The sequence below is a fragment of the Brevundimonas sp. LF-1 genome (assembly GCF_037055305.1).
GTDB classification, from domain to species: Bacteria; Pseudomonadota; Alphaproteobacteria; order Caulobacterales; family Caulobacteraceae; genus Brevundimonas; species Brevundimonas sanguinis.
The window spans coordinates 2,298,914-2,316,068 of sequence record NZ_CP146349.1; the positions used below are offsets into that span (position 1 = coordinate 2,298,914).

15 protein-coding genes, 1 tRNA gene and 2 pseudogenes are annotated in these 17,155 nt (G+C 67.2%); 8 read left to right on the plus strand and 10 right to left on the minus strand.

Annotated elements, in window-relative coordinates:
* Positions 1 to 26 precede the first annotated feature (26 nt).
* Positions 27 to 1,424: a glutathione-disulfide reductase gene (gene gor / locus V8F63_RS12740; RefSeq protein WP_392353501.1), complete on the minus strand. Its 1,398-nt coding sequence runs from the start codon at positions 1,422 to 1,424 to the stop codon at positions 27 to 29.
* Positions 1,425 to 1,662: 238 nt separating this feature from the next.
* Between gor and V8F63_RS12745 the strand changes: the two genes are divergently transcribed.
* Positions 1,663 to 2,604, plus strand: coding sequence for a hypothetical protein (locus V8F63_RS12745; protein WP_392353503.1), 942 nt, complete (start codon positions 1,663 to 1,665; stop codon positions 2,602 to 2,604).
* Here the strand turns inward: V8F63_RS12745 and rpiA are convergent.
* A pseudogene (rpiA, locus tag V8F63_RS12750) lies at positions 2,594 to 3,276 on the minus strand (ribose-5-phosphate isomerase RpiA). The gene V8F63_RS12745 and the pseudogene rpiA sit on opposite strands and share 11 nt — an antisense overlap.
* A pseudogene (gene glmU, locus V8F63_RS12755) lies at positions 3,273 to 4,639 on the minus strand (bifunctional UDP-N-acetylglucosamine diphosphorylase/glucosamine-1-phosphate N-acetyltransferase GlmU). The pseudogenes rpiA and glmU overlap by 4 nt, the downstream one beginning before the upstream one ends.
* A gap of 75 nt (positions 4,640 to 4,714) precedes the next feature.
* On the opposite strand from glmU, the gene V8F63_RS12760 reads away from it, so the two are divergent.
* From V8F63_RS12760 to V8F63_RS12785, 6 genes are all read left to right on the plus strand, one after another.
* The gene (locus V8F63_RS12760; RefSeq protein WP_392353505.1) at positions 4,715 to 5,404 is read left to right on the plus strand and encodes an HAD-IA family hydrolase; all 690 of its coding nucleotides are present in this window, start codon (positions 4,715 to 4,717) and stop codon (positions 5,402 to 5,404) included.
* A 274-nt stretch (positions 5,405 to 5,678) separates the two neighbouring features.
* A complete protein-coding gene (locus V8F63_RS12765) occupies positions 5,679 to 6,968 on the plus strand; it encodes a dicarboxylate/amino acid:cation symporter (RefSeq protein ID WP_392353506.1) in 1,290 nt (429 codons plus the stop codon).
* A gap of 105 nt (positions 6,969 to 7,073) precedes the next feature.
* A tRNA-Val gene (locus V8F63_RS12770) sits at positions 7,074 to 7,148 on the plus strand.
* Positions 7,149 to 7,295: 147 nt separating this feature from the next.
* Entirely contained in the window at positions 7,296 to 8,333 is a 1,038-nt protein-coding gene (locus V8F63_RS12775) for a PAS domain-containing protein (protein ID WP_392353508.1), read from the plus strand.
* Positions 8,257 to 8,793 (plus strand): sensor histidine kinase, encoded by a 537-nt coding sequence (locus tag V8F63_RS12780; RefSeq protein WP_392353510.1) that lies wholly within the window; start codon positions 8,257 to 8,259, stop codon positions 8,791 to 8,793. Before V8F63_RS12775 ends, V8F63_RS12780 begins: the two co-directional genes overlap by 77 nt.
* Entirely contained in the window at positions 8,793 to 9,170 is a 378-nt protein-coding gene (locus V8F63_RS12785; RefSeq protein ID WP_025977083.1) for a response regulator, read from the plus strand. The genes V8F63_RS12780 and V8F63_RS12785 overlap by 1 nt, the downstream gene beginning before the upstream one ends.
* A gap of 20 nt (positions 9,171 to 9,190) precedes the next feature.
* Here the strand turns inward: V8F63_RS12785 and V8F63_RS12790 are convergent, their stop codons facing one another.
* Genes V8F63_RS12790 through kdsA form a run of 4 tightly spaced genes read right to left on the minus strand, consistent with a single transcriptional unit; the run spans position 9,191 to position 13,684 of the window.
* Positions 9,191 to 10,291 (minus strand): DUF3089 domain-containing protein, encoded by a 1,101-nt coding sequence (locus V8F63_RS12790; protein WP_392353512.1) that lies wholly within the window; start codon positions 10,289 to 10,291, stop codon positions 9,191 to 9,193.
* Positions 10,291 to 11,292, minus strand: coding sequence for an ADP-glyceromanno-heptose 6-epimerase (gene rfaD, locus V8F63_RS12795; protein ID WP_392353513.1), 1,002 nt, complete (start codon positions 11,290 to 11,292; stop codon positions 10,291 to 10,293). The genes V8F63_RS12790 and rfaD overlap by 1 nt, the downstream gene beginning before the upstream one ends.
* Before the next feature lie 34 nt (positions 11,293 to 11,326).
* Positions 11,327 to 12,787, minus strand: a complete 1,461-nt coding sequence (rfaE2, locus tag V8F63_RS12800) for a D-glycero-beta-D-manno-heptose 1-phosphate adenylyltransferase (RefSeq protein WP_392353514.1) — start codon at positions 12,785 to 12,787, stop codon at positions 11,327 to 11,329.
* An 18-nt stretch (positions 12,788 to 12,805) separates the two neighbouring features.
* Positions 12,806 to 13,684 carry a 3-deoxy-8-phosphooctulonate synthase gene (kdsA, locus tag V8F63_RS12805; protein ID WP_025977087.1) on the minus strand — a complete coding sequence of 293 codons (879 nt, stop codon included), beginning with the start codon at positions 13,682 to 13,684 and terminating at the stop codon, positions 12,806 to 12,808.
* Positions 13,685 to 13,902: 218 nt separating this feature from the next.
* Here kdsA and sseA point away from each other — a divergent pair, with 218 nt between their 5' ends.
* A complete protein-coding gene (sseA, locus tag V8F63_RS12810; RefSeq protein WP_392355095.1) occupies positions 13,903 to 14,670 on the plus strand; it encodes a 3-mercaptopyruvate sulfurtransferase in 768 nt (255 codons plus the stop codon).
* Here the strand turns inward: sseA and V8F63_RS12815 are convergent.
* The 3 genes from V8F63_RS12815 to V8F63_RS12825 are packed head-to-tail and all read right to left on the minus strand — an operon-like array spanning position 14,667 to position 17,122.
* Positions 14,667 to 15,152 (minus strand): cation:dicarboxylase symporter family transporter, encoded by a 486-nt coding sequence (locus tag V8F63_RS12815; protein ID WP_392353516.1) that lies wholly within the window; start codon positions 15,150 to 15,152, stop codon positions 14,667 to 14,669. The two genes, sseA and V8F63_RS12815, sit on opposite strands and share 4 nt — an antisense overlap.
* On the minus strand, positions 15,044 to 15,991 hold the full coding sequence (locus V8F63_RS12820; protein WP_392353518.1) for a cation:dicarboxylase symporter family transporter: 948 nt from the start codon (positions 15,989 to 15,991) through the stop codon (positions 15,044 to 15,046). Before V8F63_RS12820 ends, V8F63_RS12815 begins: the two co-directional genes overlap by 109 nt.
* Before the next feature lie 30 nt (positions 15,992 to 16,021).
* On the minus strand, positions 16,022 to 17,122 hold the full coding sequence (locus tag V8F63_RS12825) for an amino acid ABC transporter substrate-binding protein (RefSeq protein WP_392355096.1): 1,101 nt from the start codon (positions 17,120 to 17,122) through the stop codon (positions 16,022 to 16,024).
* Between the last annotated feature and the right edge of the window lie 33 nt (positions 17,123 to 17,155).

A 17,155-nucleotide genomic window follows, 5' to 3' on the forward strand; every position in this document is an offset into this window, starting at 1 on the left:
GGCTGGCAAGCCGCCTCGTCGCATAATCAGCCGGCCGTCATGGCCGCCGCGGCCTGCTTCTCTCTCAGTGTGACCAACTCCTCAGCCATCGTCGGGTGAACGGCGCAGGTGGCGTCCCACTGAGCCTTGGTCAGGCCGGCCTTTACGGCGATGGCGGCCAACTGGATCATCTCGGGGCTGTCAGGGCCGACGATGTGGCAGCCGACGACGCGCTGGGTTTCGGCCTCGACCACCAGCTTCATCAGGACCCGCTCATCCGAGCCCGTGAAGGCGTATTTCATCGGGCGGAAGCGGGTGACGTAGACGTCCACCTCGCCCGGACAGGCGTGGCGGGCCTCGGCCTCGGTCAGGCCGACGACGCCGACGGGCGGCTGGCTGAACACGGCTGTGGCGACGGCTTCATAGTCGAACCGCTGAGGGTTGTTCTTGAACACCGTCTCATGGAAGGCCACGCCCTCGCGGATGGCGACGGGGGTCAGGTTCATCCGGTCGGTGACGTCGCCGATGGCCCAGATGTTGTCGGCCGTGGTCTTGGAATATTCGTCGACCTTGATGGCGCCGTTCTCGTTCAGCTCGACCCCGGCGGTTTCCAACCCCAGCCCCTCGACATAGGGCGCGCGTCCGGTGGCGAACATCACCACGTCGGTCTCGATCTTCATGCCGTTTTCGAGGTGGTTGATCAGGCCCGCCTCGGTCTTTTCGATCGATTCATGCTGGCAGCCGAGAATGACCTTGATGCCGCGCTTCTCGATCTCGCCCGCCAGATGGGCGCGCACGTCGTCGTCGAAGCCGCGCAGGATGTTGGGTCCGCGATAGATCAGGGTCGTCTCGACCCCCAGCCCGGCGAAGATGCCCGCGAACTCGACCGCGATATAGCCGCCGCCGACGACGAGGACGCGCTTGGGCAGTTCGGGCAGGTGGAAGGCTTCTTCGGAGGTGATGGCGTGCTCGATGCCCGGCAGGCTGTCCGGCTTCCACGGGCGGCCGCCGGTGGCGATCAGGATCTTCTCGGCCGTGATCGTCTGCTTGTCGCCGCCGTCCTTGCCGACGACCTCGACGGTGTGGGCGTCCTTCAGAATGGCGCGGCCGTGCAGAAGGTCCACGCCCGCCTTGCCCAGATTGGCGGCGTAGATGCCCGACAAGCGCGCGATCTCGACATCCTTGGCCTGAAGGAAGGTCGGCCAGTCGAACTTGGCGTCGGCGAACGACCAACCGTAGCCCTCGGCGATCTCAAGCGCGTGGCTGACCTCGGCGGCCATGACCATGAACTTCTTGGGGACGCAGCCGCGAATGACGCAGGTGCCGCCGACCCGATACTCCTCGGCGATGGCGACCTTCTTGCCGCCCAAGGCCGTCAGCCGCGCCGCCCGCACCCCGCCCGAACCGGCGCCGATGACGAAGAGGTCGTAGTCGTATTGGCTCATCGGGGGCTCCGGCTGGCTGGACCCAAAAATAGAGTCCAATTCGTCTGAATCGTCTGAAATCGCGCGGTCGAACCGCAGCGCTGACCCCGACTTAGGCGCCCGGATGCGAGGGGGCAAGGCGCGAGGCAGGCCCGTGTCAAAGAAGCCCGAGTGGGCGCAGGACAGCCACCGCCCCGCTTTCACCAGACGCGGTTATGAAATACTGTGGCTGGGTCAGAACATGTCGTGAGGCCAGGTGATGATCGCAGCCCTTCTCGCTCTTGCGCTCAGCGCCAGCGCCCCGCCCGCTCAGTCGGCCGCGCCCGCCCCTGAGGATCAAGCGGTTCGGCTGGAAGATATCCAGGTCTCGGGCCGACGCCTTGACGACCTGATCGAGAGCTTCGTCAGCGAAGTCGCAGCGCCCAATCGCGGGCGCGGCATCGCCCGGTGGGATCGCAGCGTCTGCGTGGGCGCCGTCAATCTGCGCCGTGAAGCCGCGCAATATCTGGTGGACCGCGTTTCGACCGTAGCGGAGGACCTTGGATTGAACGCCGGCGATCCCGGCTGCACGCCCAACCTGCTGATCGTCGCGACCGCTGACGGCGACGCTTTCGCGCAGGAGCTGGTGGAACGCCGCCGTCGGGCCCTGCGCATGGGCGGCTCCGGCATGGATCGCGGCGCCGCGGCGCTGAGAGACTTCCAGGAGACCAGCCGCCCCGTGCGCTGGTGGCAGGTCAGCATGCCGGTCGATTCCGAAACGGGCCAGCGCGCGGTCCGCATTCCCGGAGAATGCGCGGACGCCTGCTCGGGGCCGATGGACTATGCTCCGACCATCAACGTATTCGCAGCTTCGCGGCTGACGACCCAGATCGTCGACAACATCTTCCGGGCCATCATCGTCGTCGATGTCAGCAAGACCGGCGCGGTCAATTCGGTGCAACTGGCGGACTATATCGCCATGGTGTCGCTGGCGCAGATCGACCCGACGGCGGACACCAGCGCCTATGCCTCGATCCTGAACGTCTTCAACGATCCGGGCAGCGCTCCTTATCTGACCGAGTGGGACAAGGCTTATCTGGACGGCCTGTACGGCGCCCAGCGCACTCGACAGAACGTGCGGGCGGGCAAGTCGGAGATCCAGTCCTCGATCCGTCGCGCGCATGCCCGACTGGCCGATGAGGTGCCGCCGCCTACGGATTGATCGTATAGACGCCCTCGTCCGTGCCGATGACGGCCAGGTCGGTCAGGTCGAGGAACAGGCCATGCTCGACCACGCCGGTCAGGCTCTTGAGGTCGGAGGCGAGGCGGGTCGGCTCGGCGATCAGCTTGCAGGCGGCGTCGTAGATCAGGTTGCCGCCATCGGTGCGGATCAGGCCGCGCTCGGCCTCGCGCACGCGGGCCGGCGAAGCGATGTCATGATCGGCAAGAACGTCGGCGATGCGGTTGGCGGTCGTCTTGTGGCCGAAGGCGACGACCTCGATCGGCAGGGGAAGGTTCCCAGCGCCGGAACCACCTTGGCCGCGTCGGCGATGCAGATGCAGCGGGCGGACGCTTCCCACACCAGTTTCTCGCGCAGCAGGGCCGCGCCGCCGCCCTTGATCAGCGCCAGGCCGGGGCCGATCTCGTCGGCGCCGTCCACGGTCAGGTCGATGCGGGGGGTGTCTTCCAGCGTCGACAGGGTCAGACCCAGCTCGCGCGCCAGATCGGCCGTGCGCTCGGACGTCGGGACGCAGCGCAGGTCGGGCAGGTTGCGGGCGGCCAGGGCTTTCACGAACCAGGCGGCGGTCGAGCCGGTGCCCAGGCCGACGACCATTCCGGCCTCGACGTATTGAGCGGCGGCTTCGCCGGCGTTCTTCTTCTGCAGGTCGCTCATTGGGATTTCGCCGCCTTCTTCGCGCGCATGGTTTCCATGAAGCGGGCGGCCCAGCCCGGCTTCGTCGTCTGCTGACCGCGCGCCAGGGCCAGGTCGCCGGGCGCGACATCCTTGGTCACCACGGAACCGGAGCCGACCATGGCGCCTGCGCCGATGGTCACGGGGGCGACCAGCGAGGCGTTCGAGCCGACGAAGGCCCCCTCGCCCACCGTGGTGCGGTGTTTGAAGAAGCCGTCGTAGTTGCAGAAGATCGTGCCCGCGCCGATGTTGGCCTTCGCGCCCACATGGCCGTCGCCGAGATAGGCCAGATGGTTGGCCTTGGCGCCCGCGTCCATGCGGACGTTCTTGACCTCAACGAAGTTGCCGATCTTGACGCCCTCGCCCAGGTCGGCGCCGGGGCGCAGGCGGGCGTAGGGGCCGACCTCGGCGCCGCGGGCGATTTTGGCGCCCTCGATATGGCTGAAGCTGCGTATGCGGGCGCCCTCGGCCACGCGGGCGCCGGGGCCGAAGACGACGAAGGGCTCGATGGTCGTGCCGGCGCCGATGTCCGTGTCCCAGGCGAAGTGGACGGTGTCGGGGGCGCTCATGGTGACGCCCTGCGCCAGGAAATGCTCGCGCTGGGTCTTCTGGAACAGGGCCTCGGCCTGAGCCAGCTCGCCTTGCGCGTTGACGCCCATGACAGAGTCTTCGGCGGCGAAGACGGCGCGGGTCGGGGCGCCGCGCTTGCGGGCCAGCTCGACCACGTCGGTCAGATAGTATTCGCCCTTGGCGTTGTCGTTGCGGACCTCGGCCAGCAGGTCGAACAACAGGCCGACCGGCGCGGCCATGACGCCGGAGTTGCAGGCGGTGACGGCCAGGACGTCAGCAGACGCCTCCTTGGCCTCGGTGATGGCCAGCAGGTCGTCGCCGTCGAGGATCAGGCGACCGTAGGCGCGGGATCGCGGGCCTCGAAGCCGATGACGGTGACGCCTTCATGAGCATCAGCGAAGACCGGCTCGATGTCGGCGGCCTTCAGCAGGGGCACGTCGCCGTAGGTGACGACCACATGGCCGACGAAGTCGCCCAGCACGGCCTCGGCGGCGCGGACGGCGTGGCCGGTGCCGAGCGGCGGGTCCTGAACGGCGATGCTGTCGGCGCCGAGGCGCTTTTCGACGTGGGCGCGGACCTCGGGCGAATGAGAGCCCACCACGACGACGATGCGTTCGCAGCCCAGAGCCTCGGCCGCGTCGATGGCGTGGTCCAGCATGGCGCGGGCGCCGACCGGATGCAGCACCTTGGGCAGGGGCGACTTCATCCGCGTGCCATGCCCGGCGGCGAGGATGATGGCGGCCCTAGGATGACTCTGGGGATGGGGAGCGGTCATGAATCGATCCGGCGGCTTGTCGTTGTCTGCGATCTAGCCCATTGCCGGGGTCTTCGCGAGCCGGGAGACAGATGAGTGAGCATTGAGCGCGACCTGGAAGGCTGGACCATCGCCTTCGATCTGGACGGGACGCTGGTGGACTCGGCGCCCGACCTGATCGGCACGTTGAACCGGATGCTGGCGGAGTATGAGTTGCCGCCCGTGCCCATGTCTTCGACCCGGCATCTGGTCGGGCACGGCGCGATGGCCATGCTGCGCCACGGCTTCATGGAAGCGGGCGCCGCCTGGGACGAGGCCCATGCGCCCGGTCTGTTCGAGCGTTTCATCGAGGACTACATGGCCCATATCGCCGACGAGAGCCGCCCGTTCGACGGCTGCGTCGCGGCGCTGGACCGCTTGAGCGCGCGCGGGGCGATCCTGTGCGTGGCGACCAACAAGCGCACGGACCTGTCGGTGGCGCTGATCGAGGCGCTGGGGCTGACGCGCCATTTCGCCTTCGTCGCTGGCCCGGATGCGGTCTCGGCCCGCAAGCCCAGCGGCGCGCACATCATTGAGGCGGTGCAAAAGGCGGGCGGCGATCCGGCGCGCTGCGTCATGGTCGGCGACAGCACCACGGACACCAAGGCGGCCAAGGATGCGGGCGTGCCCTGCATCGCCGTCAGCTTCGGCTACAACGATGTGCCGCGCGACGCGCTGGGCGGCGATGTGATGATTGACCACTACGATGCGTTCGAAGCGGCGCTGGCTGAGGTGATGAGAGCATAACTCTCCCTTCTCCCCTTGAGGGAGAAGGTGGCCCGTCAGGGCCGGATGAGGGTGTCTGCGCGACGGTTGAAAGTCGCGTGATCGTGCGGCTGTTGGATCGGATACGAGGCGGCGCCCCTCATCCGAGCGCCTCCGGCGCCCACCTTCTCCCTCAAGGGGAGAAGGAAAACTATCGAACACTTTAGAACTTCTGCACCCCATCTGCGCCCGTCGCTGTTGCCGTCTTCGCGTCTGCGAAACACATAGGTCGACCTGTTCCTCCCCAAGGGTCGTCATGCTTCGTCGCTTCTTCGCCATTCCCCTGTGGCAGCGCACCGCCGCCGGTTTCGCCCTGGGCATCATCGCCGGCCTGATCCTGCGCGAGCAGGCGACCGTCTGGCTGCAGCCCATCGGGGACGTCTATCTGAACCTGATCCGCATGGTGGTGGCGCCGCTGGTGCTGTTCACCATCGCCAGTTCGATTGCCAAACTGGGCGAAGGGGTCGGCGCGGTGCGGCTGGGGGTGCGGACCATCGTCTGGTTCGCCGTCACCTCCCTGTTGGCCGTGCTGGTCGGTTTTGCGTTCGGGCACATCATCAATCCGGGAGTTGGCCTGTCCGACCTGCCGCTGGGCGAGGTGAAGGCGCGCGAGATCCCCTCGCCGTTGCAGGTGCTGCTGGGCGTCGTGCCGACCAATCCCTTCGCCTCGCTGGCTGAAGGCAAGGTGTTGCAGATCATCTTCTTCTCGGCGCTGCTTGGCGCGGCCCTGGTGGCGCTGGGCGACCGGGCGCAGACCGCGCGCAGGCTGGTGGATGAGGGCGCGGCCCTGATCTTCCGCATCACCCGCTGGGTGATCCAACTGACCCCGTTCGGGGTGTTCGGCCTGATCGGCTCGGTCGTCGGCGGCTACGGCTGGGAGGCGCTGCTGCCGCTGGGCAAGTTCATCTTCGCCATCTATGCGGCCTGCCTGTTCCACATCTTCATCGTCTATTCGGGCTTGCTGAAGCTGCACGGACTGAAGGTGGTCAGCTTCTTCCGCGGCGCGGGCGCGGCCATGCAGACGGCCTTCGCCACCTCCTCGTCTCTGGGCACCCTGCCCGTCACCCTGCGTCAGACGGTCGAGCGCCTGGGCGTGCCGCAGGCCTACGCCTCCTTCGCCGTGCCGCTGGGAGCCAATGTGAAGATGGACGGGTGCGGCGCCATCTATCCGGCCATCGCCTCCATCTTCATCGCCCAGTATTTCCAGATCGAGCTGACGGCGACGCAATATGTCCTGATCGGCCTGACGGCGGTGCTGGGCTCGCTGGGCACGGCGGGCGTGCCGGGGACCAGTATCGTCATGCTGACCCTGACTCTGTCGACAGCGGGCCTGCCGCTGGAAGGCGTGGGCTACATCATCGCCATCGACCGCATCATCGACATGATGCGCACCGCCACCAACGTCACCGGCCAGATGGTCGTGCCCGTCCTGGTTGCGAAGGAAGAAGGCATCCTGAACCAGGACATCTATGACGGCCACGTGGCCTGGCTGCCCGGCGATCCGGAGGACGAAACGCCGGACGGCGTGCGGGCGGCGGGAATCTGAGCAAGCGACGCACCGATTTGATGAATTGAGGCTTGCCGTCGTCGGAATCGCGGGCTATGTCCCCGCCTCCCGACGGCGCAGTCACTGACCGCCCCGTTCCCAGGCGGACGCGTAGCTCAGCGGGAGAGCACCTCGTTCACACCGAGGGGGTCACAGGTTCAATCCCTGTCGCGTCCACCATTCCTCCTCCTGAAGATTTCTTGCTTCCGACAAGCCGCCGTCAGCTTGACGCTTAAGAACGCTCGTCTTTACAGTTTTCCTGTTTCAACAGCAGGCCGTGCACCCTTTCCGCGCGCGTTGCGTTAGGGACCCAACAGGACGGGGGGCGTGTTGAAGACACTGGCCAAAACGATTGACTTAGTCGCGGCCTTCGACGCCTCGCCTAACCCCTATATGCTGCTGGATCGCGACCTGAGGTTTGCAGGGATGAACCAGGCGTATCTGGATGTCACCCAGCGTACGCGTGAAGAGCTGATCGGCGCCCACGTCATGGACGTCTTCGGGGCGGCGGCGGACGGTCCTGGTCGTGAAGACAGCCAGCGGCTGGAGGCGTCCTTCAGAAAAGTGCTGGGAAGCGGGCAGTCCGATCATCTGGCCCTGCTTCACTATCCGATCCGTACGACAGGGGCCCACGGCCAGGCCGTGTTCGAAGAGCGCTACTGGAGCTGCACCCACACGCCGATCAAGAACGATCAGGGCGAAGTCACCCATATCCTGCAGCACACCAGCGATGTCACCGACCTTATCAGGGCGCGGCCGACCCAGGATGGTTCAGGCAACGCCCTCGATGAAATGCTAGGCGGCGGGGTCTTCCGTCGCGCGCTGAAGGTCGAGGCCGACAATCAGAGGCTGGAGGCCGAACGGCGGCAGCTATCGGACGTGCTGTTGAACGCGCCAGGCTTTGTAGCCGTTCTGAGCGGACCAGATCATGTCGTGCAGTTCTGTAATGAGGCCTGCTACCGGCTCGTCAATCATCGCGACATTCTGGGCAGCACCGTCAAAGACGCCCTGCCCGAGTTGGGCGAGCAAGGTCATCTCGACTTCCTGAACGACGTTTACGAGACTGGGGAACCGGTCATGGGCCGGCAGCGCGCGTTCAGCCTGCAGCATTCGCCCGACGGGCCGGCGGCCAATCGCTACATCGACTTCGCCTATCAACCCATCCGGGACGAGAACGCGCGCGTGATCGGCGTGTTTGTTCAAGGGCATGACGTGACGGATGTCGTCATGGCCGCCGAACGGCAGAAGCTGATGATCGACGAGGCTCAATCATCGCGTGAAGAACACCTTGGCCACCGTTCAATCGATCGCCATGCAGACGGCCCGCACCCATCAGGACCCCCGCTCGTTCGCCGAAGCCTTTGAGGCGCGGCTGATGGCCCTGTCGCACACCCACGACCTGCTCACGAAGAGCCACTGGGAAGGAGCGGACCTGCGCGCGGTGTTGGAACACGAGACGCTGGCGCATGGCGTGGGGCGACTGAGCCTGAATGGGCCTCACATCGCCCTGTCGCCCGCCCGCGCCCTGTCGCTGGGCATGATTTTCCATGAACTGGCCACCAATGCCGCGAAGTACGGCGCCCTGGCTCATGGCGACGGTCGGGTGTCGGTCGACTGGCGCGTGATCCCTCATGCCTCGCCCCAGTTGGAGATCATCTGGAGCGAAAAAGTCGGTCGGCCTGTGAAGAAGCCGGAGCGGCGCGGTTTCGGCACTCGCCTGATCGAACGCAATGTTCGTCACGACCTGCGCGGCGCCGTCGATATGAGTTACACAGAAGACGGCCTGAGCGCCCGATTCACCCTGCCGCTGGAGACAGAAGCCTGATGACCGATATCTTTTCCGGCAGACGCGTGCTCATCGTTGAGGACGAGTCCCTGGTGGCCATGCTGCTGGAGACGATCCTGGCCGATCTGGGCTGCGACGTGGTCGGCCCGGAATCCAATATCGAGGACGGGCTGAACGTCGCCTCAGGGACCGCGCCGCTCGACGCCGCCCTGCTGGACGTCAACGTCGCGGGGCGAGAAATCTTCCCGGTGGCCGAGGCGCTGAAGGCCAGGGGCGTGCCGTTCGTGTTCTCGACCGGCTATGGCGAGGCGGGGCTGCCGGAACATTGGCGCGGCAACCCCACAGTGCAGAAGCCCTTCACTGAAGGCGCCATTCGCGACGCCTTGATGACGGCCTTGAACATGCAAAGGGCCTGAGCGCCGAGGGCCTGACGCGCTTACGACGGATGCAGCGCCGACCATGCCGACAGGCGGGCCATCGCATCGGCTTCTATGTCCGCATAAAAGGGGTTGTAGGGCGGGATCTTGCGCTGTTCCGCCCAGGCACCCGTGGGTCGGAAGGACTCAGAACTCAGGCGTGACCGCCACAGGACGCCGTTGCGGCACTCGGCGGCGACGATACGACGCTGCAGGGCGGGACGTACGCCCCACTCCAGATTGGTGGCGTTGGTGGCGCCGCGGCTTTCGCGCATTTCAGAGCGCGGGGCGCCTGCCGATCCCGTGACAGGATTGACGCAGGCCGAGGCCAGGCCGTCGAACGTCACCAGAGTTCCACGGTCGTCCCATGTCAGAGCCCGCCGCAGCGCGCGGCGCGCCTCGCTCTCGTTGTTCTCCTCCAGCGAGCGCCAGGTTATGACGCAGCCAGCCTGCTCGCGGCTGCTGCACAGGGGAATGGTGGTGAAGCGAGACGTCGGAGCCAGGTGCTCCATCAGGTAGGCGGCGACCAGACGCGAGCGCAGGGCGGGATCGGGCGCGATCCGTTCATGCAGCAGGCGGTCGGCCAGTTCGGCGCCCTGCTCTACCCCGGCCAGGATAATGGGGCCGTCCGGATGGCGTTTCAGCCAGGCGCCGAAGGCGGCGGATATGTCCTGATAGGCGAAGGCGCGCGCCTCTCGGGCGTCTTCGCGCAGGGTCAGGCGGGTGTAGAGGCTGGCCTGGCGATACAGGGGCGCGCTGACGTCTCCAGCCAGGGCCAGAGGCCCGGCGTAGTTGGGCAGGACCGCGCCGCGCAGCCCGGCCAGGGCGCGGGCGTCGTCAACGGCCCCGTTCCACTCCTTGCCGCCGTTATAGGTGGTGGAATGGACGAAGAAGACGTGTGCAGGACCGGCCGTCGGCGTGCGCGCGTCCAGCAGCGCCCAGGCGTCAGCCTGTGCATAGTCAGGCGTGGCCGGCGGCTGATAGGTCTGGAACGGCACCTGCGGATCCAGAGCTGAGCGCAGGATATCGCCGCGCCAGACGACGACCGCCGCCGTCAGAATGAAGACGAGCGCAAAGCCCGCGTAGCCGACCCACTGGCGCGCAGTCAGCCGGGGCAGCATCAGCGGTACGGGTCCGACTGGGCCAGGAAGTCCTGGACGTAGCGGCGGACGCCTTCCTCCAGCGGGGTCGACTGGCCGCCGTAGCCGAGGGCGCGGATGCGATCCATGCGGGCCTCGGTGAAGTACTGATAGCGGTCGCGGATCGCCTCGGGCATGTCGATATAGGCGATGGACGGCTCCTTGCCGGCCGCCGCGAAAGTGGCTCGCGCCAGATCGGCGAAGGAGCGCGCCTGACCCGAACCCGCGTTGAACACGCCCGAGATGTCTTCACGCTCCAGCAGCCACAGGATGATGTTGACCACGTCATCGACGAAGACGAAGTCGCGCAGTTGGCCGCCGTCGGGGTAGTTCGGGTTGTGCGAGCGGAACAGGCTGACCGTCTCGCCCGCCTGAACCTTGGGCCAGATCTGGGCCACGACCGATTTCATGCCGCCCTTGTGGCCCTCGTTCGGACCATAGACGTTGAAGAACTTCAGCCCCGCCCACTGACGCGGCGCCTCGTCGCGATCGGCCTGCCGGACGGCATATTGGTCGAACAGGTATTTCGAATAGCCATAGGCGTTTAGCGGCCGAAGCGCATTCAGGCTCTCAGGATCGTCGCGATCCTCGAACCCGGCCTCGCCGTCGCCGTAGGTGGCGGCCGAGGAAGCGTAGATCATCCGCACGTCGCGCACCGCGCACCAGTCCCAGATGTCGCGCGACAGGCTGAAGTTGGTGCGCAGGATCAGGTCGGCGTCCGGCTCGGTCGTCGAGGAGATGGCGCCCATGTGGATCACCGCCTCGATGCGGTCGGCGTGACGCTCCAGCTGGTCGAACAATTCTTCCGGCGCCCACAGGTCGGCGATGGGGTGTTTGGCGATGTTCTTCCACTTGGCGAGGTCGGCCGTCTCCAGCCGGTCACAGACCACCACGTCCCAGGCGCCGCTCTCGCACAGGCGGGCGACGATGTTGGAGCCGATAAAGCCCGCGCCGCCGGTCACCACAATCATGCGAGGCGTCATTTTTGATCCCCTACCGCTGCGCTGCTTGAGGGGGTCATTCGGGAGCTCCAGTCATCTTCTCGATGGTCTTGGTCGTGGAATAGCCGTCGGCGAAGTCGGCCAGACGGACTTCGCCGCCCCAGCTTTCGACCTCGGCGGCGCCGACGACCTTGTCCTTGGTGTAGTCCGCGCCCTTGATCAGCACGTCAGGCCGCAGCCGCTCGATCAGGGCGATGGGGGTCGGGTCGTCGAAGGCCGTCACCCGGTCAACGCTGACCAGGCCGCCGATAACGGCGGCGCGGCTGTCGAGGTCGTTGACGGGACGGCCCTCGCCCTTCAGGCGACGCACCGAGGCGTCGGTGTTCAGCGCCACGACCAGCCGGTCGCACCAGCTGCGCGCTTGGGCCAGATAGGCGACGTGGCCGCGGTGGAGGATGTCGAAACAGCCGTTGGTGAAGCCGACCTTCAGGCCCTGACGCTTCCACGCTTCGACCTGATCGGCCAGCTCGTCCAGCGGGGTGACCTTGGACTGCGCCAGGGCCGCGTGCTGGCTCATCTCGGCCTCGATCAGTTCGGCCGGGGTCACGACGGCGGTGCCGCTCTTGCCCACGACCACGCCCGAGGCGAGGGTGGCGAACTGCACCGCCTGCTCCAGCGTTGCGCCCGCACCCAAAGCGAGACCCAGCGCGGCGAGGCAGGTGTCGCCCGCGCCCGACACGTCGAACACCTCGCGCGCCAGGCCGGGGAAGTGGGTGACGCCGCCACCCCGCCTCGCCAGGGTCATGCCCTTGCCCGCGCGGGTGACGATGACGGCCTGAGCCGTGGTGGCGGCCAGCAGGGCGGCCAGCGCCGCCTCGACCTGTTCGTCGGTTTCGGTCGGCAGGCCGGTGGCGCCCGCCAGTTCGCTCGCGTTCGGCTTGATGACGTCAACCGCGCCATAGCGGGCGAAGTCGCGGCCCTTGGGGTCGACGATGACCGGCGCGCCGTATTCAGCCCCGGCCCACAGCGCCGCCTGAATGGCGCCGTCGTCCACCACGCCCTTGGCGTAGTCGGACAGCAGGATGGCGCCCGCGCCCTGGAACACCGCCTTGTCGGCATAGCCCGAATGGGTCGCGGCCTCGTCGTCCAGACGGAGCAACTGCTGGCCGGCGGCGACGAAGCGCGTCTTGACGATGGTGGCGGCGCCTTCGGGCCGGATCAGGGCGTCCTCGATCCGGTCCTCGGCGGCGATCAGATCGGCCAGTTCGGCGCCCGCCGCGTCATCGCCCGCGACCGCGCCCAGACGGGCCCGACCGCCTAGGGCCGCGACGTTGCGCGCCACATTGCCCACGCCGCCGGGCATGGCCACGGTGCGGCGCGCGCGCAGGACCGGGATCGGCGCCTCGGGCGAGATGCGGCTGACCTCGCCATAGACATAGCGATCCAACATCAGATCGCCGACGCAGGCGACCTTCAGGTCGCGCACGCGCTCCAGCAGGGACTGCAGGGCGCCGAGATCGAGAGAACGTTCAGCCATGACGCCGAACTAGCGGATTCACGCCGTCTTCGCCATCGGCCCCTTGTGACCCAGCTTGATGGCCAGGTCGTCGAAGGCGATCAGTTCGGCCGCCAGGGCCTCGAACTGGCTCAGCGGCACCATGTTGGGGCCGTCCGACGGAGCGTTGTCCGGGTCTTCGTGCGTCTCCATGAACACGGCGTCTACGCCGACGGAGACGGCGGCGCGGGCCAGCACCGGCACGAACTCGCGCTGGCCGCCCGAGGAGGTCCCCTGCCCGCCCGGCTGCTGGACGCTGTGGGTCGCGTCGAAGACGACGGGGCAGCCGATCTCGCGCAGGATCGGCAGGGCGCGCATATCGCTGACCAGGGTGTTGTAGCCGAAGCTGGCGCCGCGCTCGCAGGCCATGACGTTGGGGTTGCCGGCGCCTGTGACCTTGGCGATGACGTTCTTCATGTCCCAGGGGGCCAGGAACTGGCCTTTCTTGATGTTGATCGCCTTGTTCGTGGCGGCGGCGGCCAGCAGCAGGTCGGTCTGGCGCGACAGGAAGGCCGGGATCTGCAGCACGTCCACGGCCTCGCTCACGGGCGCGCACTGGGCCTCGGAGTGGACGTCGGTCAGGGTCGGCAGGCCGGTGACTTCACGGATTTCGGCGAAGATCGGCAGGGCGTCCTTCAGGCCGATGCCGCGCGCGGCGCTGGCGCTGGTGCGGTTCGCCTTGTCGAAGCTGGTCTTGTAGATGATGCCGAGGTTCAGGCGCTCGCCGATCTCCTTCAGCTGATGGGCCGTCTCCAGCGCGTGCTGCCGGCTTTCCATCTGGCAGGGGCCGGCGATGAAGACGATGCGGGCGCCGCCGCCGATGACGACGGGGGTCTTGAGGCCTTCGGACAGGGTGATGACGGCGTTCGGAGAGGTCACGGCGGCGCTTTCGACTGGTTTCAACGGCGGTTCGCGAGCCTATGCCGCGACTTTGAGTCGGACAGGTGGCGTCGCGGATGCGATTTCGCAACTTATCCGGCGACTCGGGCCCTGACCATCGTTCGAGCGATCGTGGTAATCTGAGGCCATGAACACGCCCGACACCCCTGATCTCGACCGAAGCCCTCGCCGCGCAGCTGACCAAGCCGGACCTGCGCATCATCGACGCCAGCTGGTGGCTGGATGGACGCAACGCGCGCGCGGATTTCGAGCGCGAGCGGCTGCCCGCCGCCGTCTTCTTCGATCTGGACGCCATGTCGGATCGGGAAAGCCCCTATCCCCACATGCTGCCCTCGCCCGTAGCCTTCGCCGAGGCGATGGGGGCGATGGGCGTGTCCGAGAGCGACGACATCGTGGTCTATGACGCCCAAGGGCTGTTCTCGGCGGCGCGGGTCTGGTGGACGCTGCGGACCATGGGCGCTCAGCGCGTGCGCGTGCTGGATGGCGGGCTGCCGAAATGGAAGGCCGAAGGGCGACCGCTGGAAGGCGGCGCGGCCGGGGCGCTGGTCCCGACGCAGTTTGAAGCGCGGTTCGATGCGGACGCCGTGGCTGACTTCGGTCAGGTCGGCGCCGCGCTGGCCGAGGGCCTTCAGGTGGTCGATGCGCGCGGGGCGGCCCGCTTTCGGGGCGAAGCGGCCGAACCGCGTCCCGGCGTGCGCGCGGGGCATATGCCGGGGGCGCTGAACCTGCCGTTCGGCCATCTGCTGAATGCGGACGGGACGCTGAAACAGGGTCAGGCGCTGGAAGACGCCTTTCGCGCGGCGGGCGTCGATCTGGAGCGGCCGGTCATCACGAGCTGCGGCTCGGGCGTGACGGCGGCGATCCTGACCCTGGGGCTGGCCGTGCTGGGGCGGCCGTCGCGGCTTTATGACGGGTCGTGGGCCGAATGGGGCGCGCGGCCGGACGCGCCCCTGGCGGTCGGTTAGGCCGCGCCTGCCGCCAGCGGCGGCGCGGGCGCGTCCGGCTCGTCTTCGTCCGTCTCGCCGCGAGAAACGATGGTGGCGATCACCAGGTCGCCGGTGACGTTCAGCGAGGTCCGGCACATGTCCAGGAAGCGGTCGACGCCCAGGATCAGGCCGATGCCCTCGGGCGGCACGCCCACCATGGCCAGGATCATGGCGATGACCGGCAGGCTGCCCGCCGGAACCCCTGCCGTGCCGACCCCGCCCAGAATGCAGACCAGCATGACGATGACCTGCTGACCCAGCGTCAGGTCGACGCCGAAGAACTGGGCCAGGAACAGCACCGTAACGCCCTCGAACAGGGCGGTGCCGTTCTGGTTGGCGGTGGCGCCGACGGTCAGGACGAAGCGGGCGATCTTGCGCGGCAGGCCCAGTTCCTGCTCGGCGACGCGCAGCGACACGGGCAGGCTGGCGTTCGAGGAGGCGGTGGAGAAGGACACCACCATGGCCTCGCGGATGGAGCGGAAAACTTCACGGGCGACATGCCGCCAGCCAGCCACACGAACAGCGGATAGACGACGAACATATGGATCGCCATCGCGCCCACGGCGACGGCGACGAAGGCGCCTAACCGGATCAGCAGGTCCCAGCCGAACAGGGCCGCCAGGTTGAACATCAGGCAGGCGATGGCGATAGGCGCGACGCGGATGACGAGGTTGATGAGCTTCATCATCACCTCGAACAGGCCTTCGATCGTCTGTTGCAGGCGGTCGGTGGCCGGACTCTTGGCCATAACCAGGCCGACGCCGAAGAAGAGGGCGAAGACCATGACCGGCAGGATCTGGTTCTCGGCCGCCGCCGTGAAGACGTTCGAGGGGATCAAGTCGAGGAAGAAGTCGCCGGCCTGGACCGAGGTCGGCGCATTGCCGATGATGGAGGCGGCCCCGGCGCGCCCCTGATCCAGCAGTTGCTGGGCGAGGACCGGATCGACGCCGTCGCCCGGCCTGAACACATTGACCATGACCATGCCGATCAGGACGGCCATGGCGGAAATCACTACGGTATAGATCAGGCTGCGCGATCCCGCGCGGCCGAGGGCCTTGAGGTCGCCCATCTCGGCCACGCCGATCACCAGCGCCGAGAACAGCAGGGGCAGCACCAGCATGAACAGCAGGCGCAGGAAGATCTGGCCAGCTGGTCCTGTAATGTTGGAGGTCAGCCACTGAACCCAGCCGACATCGCCGCCGACGGTCAGATTGACGATGAGGCCGCCGATGAGGCCGACCAGAAATCCGATCAGCATCAGCATGTGAAGCGGCAGTCCGCGCTTGGCTGTAGTCTCCATCCGGTCCCTTCCCTGCTCCCCCTTACAGGACTAGCGGACAGGAAGGCCGTAGATCAACCCGCCAGGTCGAGCGGACCATTGAGCATTTAGTCCCCGCTCGAGATCAAGCGACGACTGTTCGCCCAGGTTTCGATCGAATATTTCGCCGTAGTTTCCGCTGGCTGTGATCGCATCCAGCGCCCATGTGCGCGGCAGATCGATGCTGGGGCCGAAGTCGCCTTCCACGCCAAGCAGGCGACGCACTCTTGGATCCGCCGAATTCTTCGCTAGGTCAGCGGCGTTGTCGCGGGTGACGCCGAGTTCCTCAGCCAGGATCAAAGCATTCAGCGTCCAGCGGATCACCGCCAGCCAGCGATCGTCTCCACTGCGCACGACCGGCCCCAGCGGCTCCTTGGAGATCACGTCGGGCAGGATCATGTGTTGCTGCGGGTTGGGCAGGGTCGTGCGCGCAGCGGCCAGGGCCGAGATGTCGGCAGTGAAGGCGTCGCACGCCTCGCGCGCATAGGCCTGGCGCGCCTCGCCTTCGGTGGTGACGACGACCGGGCGGTATTCAATGCCTCGACGACGGAAGTAGTCCTCGACGTTCAGTTCGGTCGTCGAGCCGGACTGGACGCAGATGCGCGCGCCGTTCAACTCGGCCGCGCTGGTCAGGTTGAGCGAGCGGCGGACCATGAAGCCCTGCCCATCGTAGTAGTTCACGCCGGCGAAACTGAGATCCGACGCCGTGTCACGGCTCATGGTCCAGGACGTATTGCGCCACAGCACGTCCACGCGACCGGCGCGGACGGCGTCGAAGCGCTGCTCTGTCGTCAGCGGCGCGAAACGCACCGCATCCGGGTCGCCGAAGATGGCCGCCGCCGTGGCGCGGCAGAAATCCACGTCAAAGCCCCGCCAGGCGCCCCGGTTGTCGGTATAGGCGAAACCGACCAGACCTTCGTGCACGCCGCAGTTCAGGCGGCCGCGCTGGCGGACCGCCGCCAGGGTCGGACTTTCCTTGACCTCGGGCAGGGCCGCGGGGGCGCGCGGGGTCGGTTCGCGCATAGCGTCGGTCTGCGGTTCGTCCTGCTTTCCGCAAGCGCCCAGAAGCACAAGCGTCGCCGCCAGTCCCGGTCCGATCCACTGCGCCTTCATGCCGTTCACCGCCTCTTACTCGCCCCGCCTCTA

Excerpts from the sequence above, each read along its gene's own strand:
- gor (WP_392353501.1), bottom strand. The coding sequence starts at position 1,424 with ATGAGCCAATACGACTACGACCTCTTCGTCATCGGCGCCGGTTCGGGC.
- V8F63_RS12745 (WP_392353503.1), top strand. The coding sequence starts at position 1,663 with ATGATCGCAGCCCTTCTCGCTCTTGCGCTCAGCGCCAGCGCCCCGCCC.
- V8F63_RS12765 (WP_392353506.1), top strand. The coding sequence starts at position 5,679 with ATGCTTCGTCGCTTCTTCGCCATTCCCCTGTGGCAGCGCACCGCCGCC.
- V8F63_RS12785 (WP_025977083.1), top strand. The coding sequence starts at position 8,793 with ATGACCGATATCTTTTCCGGCAGACGCGTGCTCATCGTTGAGGACGAG.
- V8F63_RS12790 (WP_392353512.1), bottom strand. The coding sequence starts at position 10,291 with ATGCTGCCCCGGCTGACTGCGCGCCAGTGGGTCGGCTACGCGGGCTTT.
- rfaD (WP_392353513.1), bottom strand. The coding sequence starts at position 11,292 with ATGACGCCTCGCATGATTGTGGTGACCGGCGGCGCGGGCTTTATCGGC.
- rfaE2 (WP_392353514.1), bottom strand. The coding sequence starts at position 12,787 with ATGGCTGAACGTTCTCTCGATCTCGGCGCCCTGCAGTCCCTGCTGGAG.
- V8F63_RS12815 (WP_392353516.1), bottom strand. The coding sequence starts at position 15,152 with ATGGTGGTGTCCTTCTCCACCGCCTCCTCGAACGCCAGCCTGCCCGTG.
- V8F63_RS12820 (WP_392353518.1), bottom strand. The coding sequence starts at position 15,991 with ATGGAGACTACAGCCAAGCGCGGACTGCCGCTTCACATGCTGATGCTG.
- V8F63_RS12825 (WP_392355096.1), bottom strand. The coding sequence starts at position 17,122 with ATGAAGGCGCAGTGGATCGGACCGGGACTGGCGGCGACGCTTGTGCTT.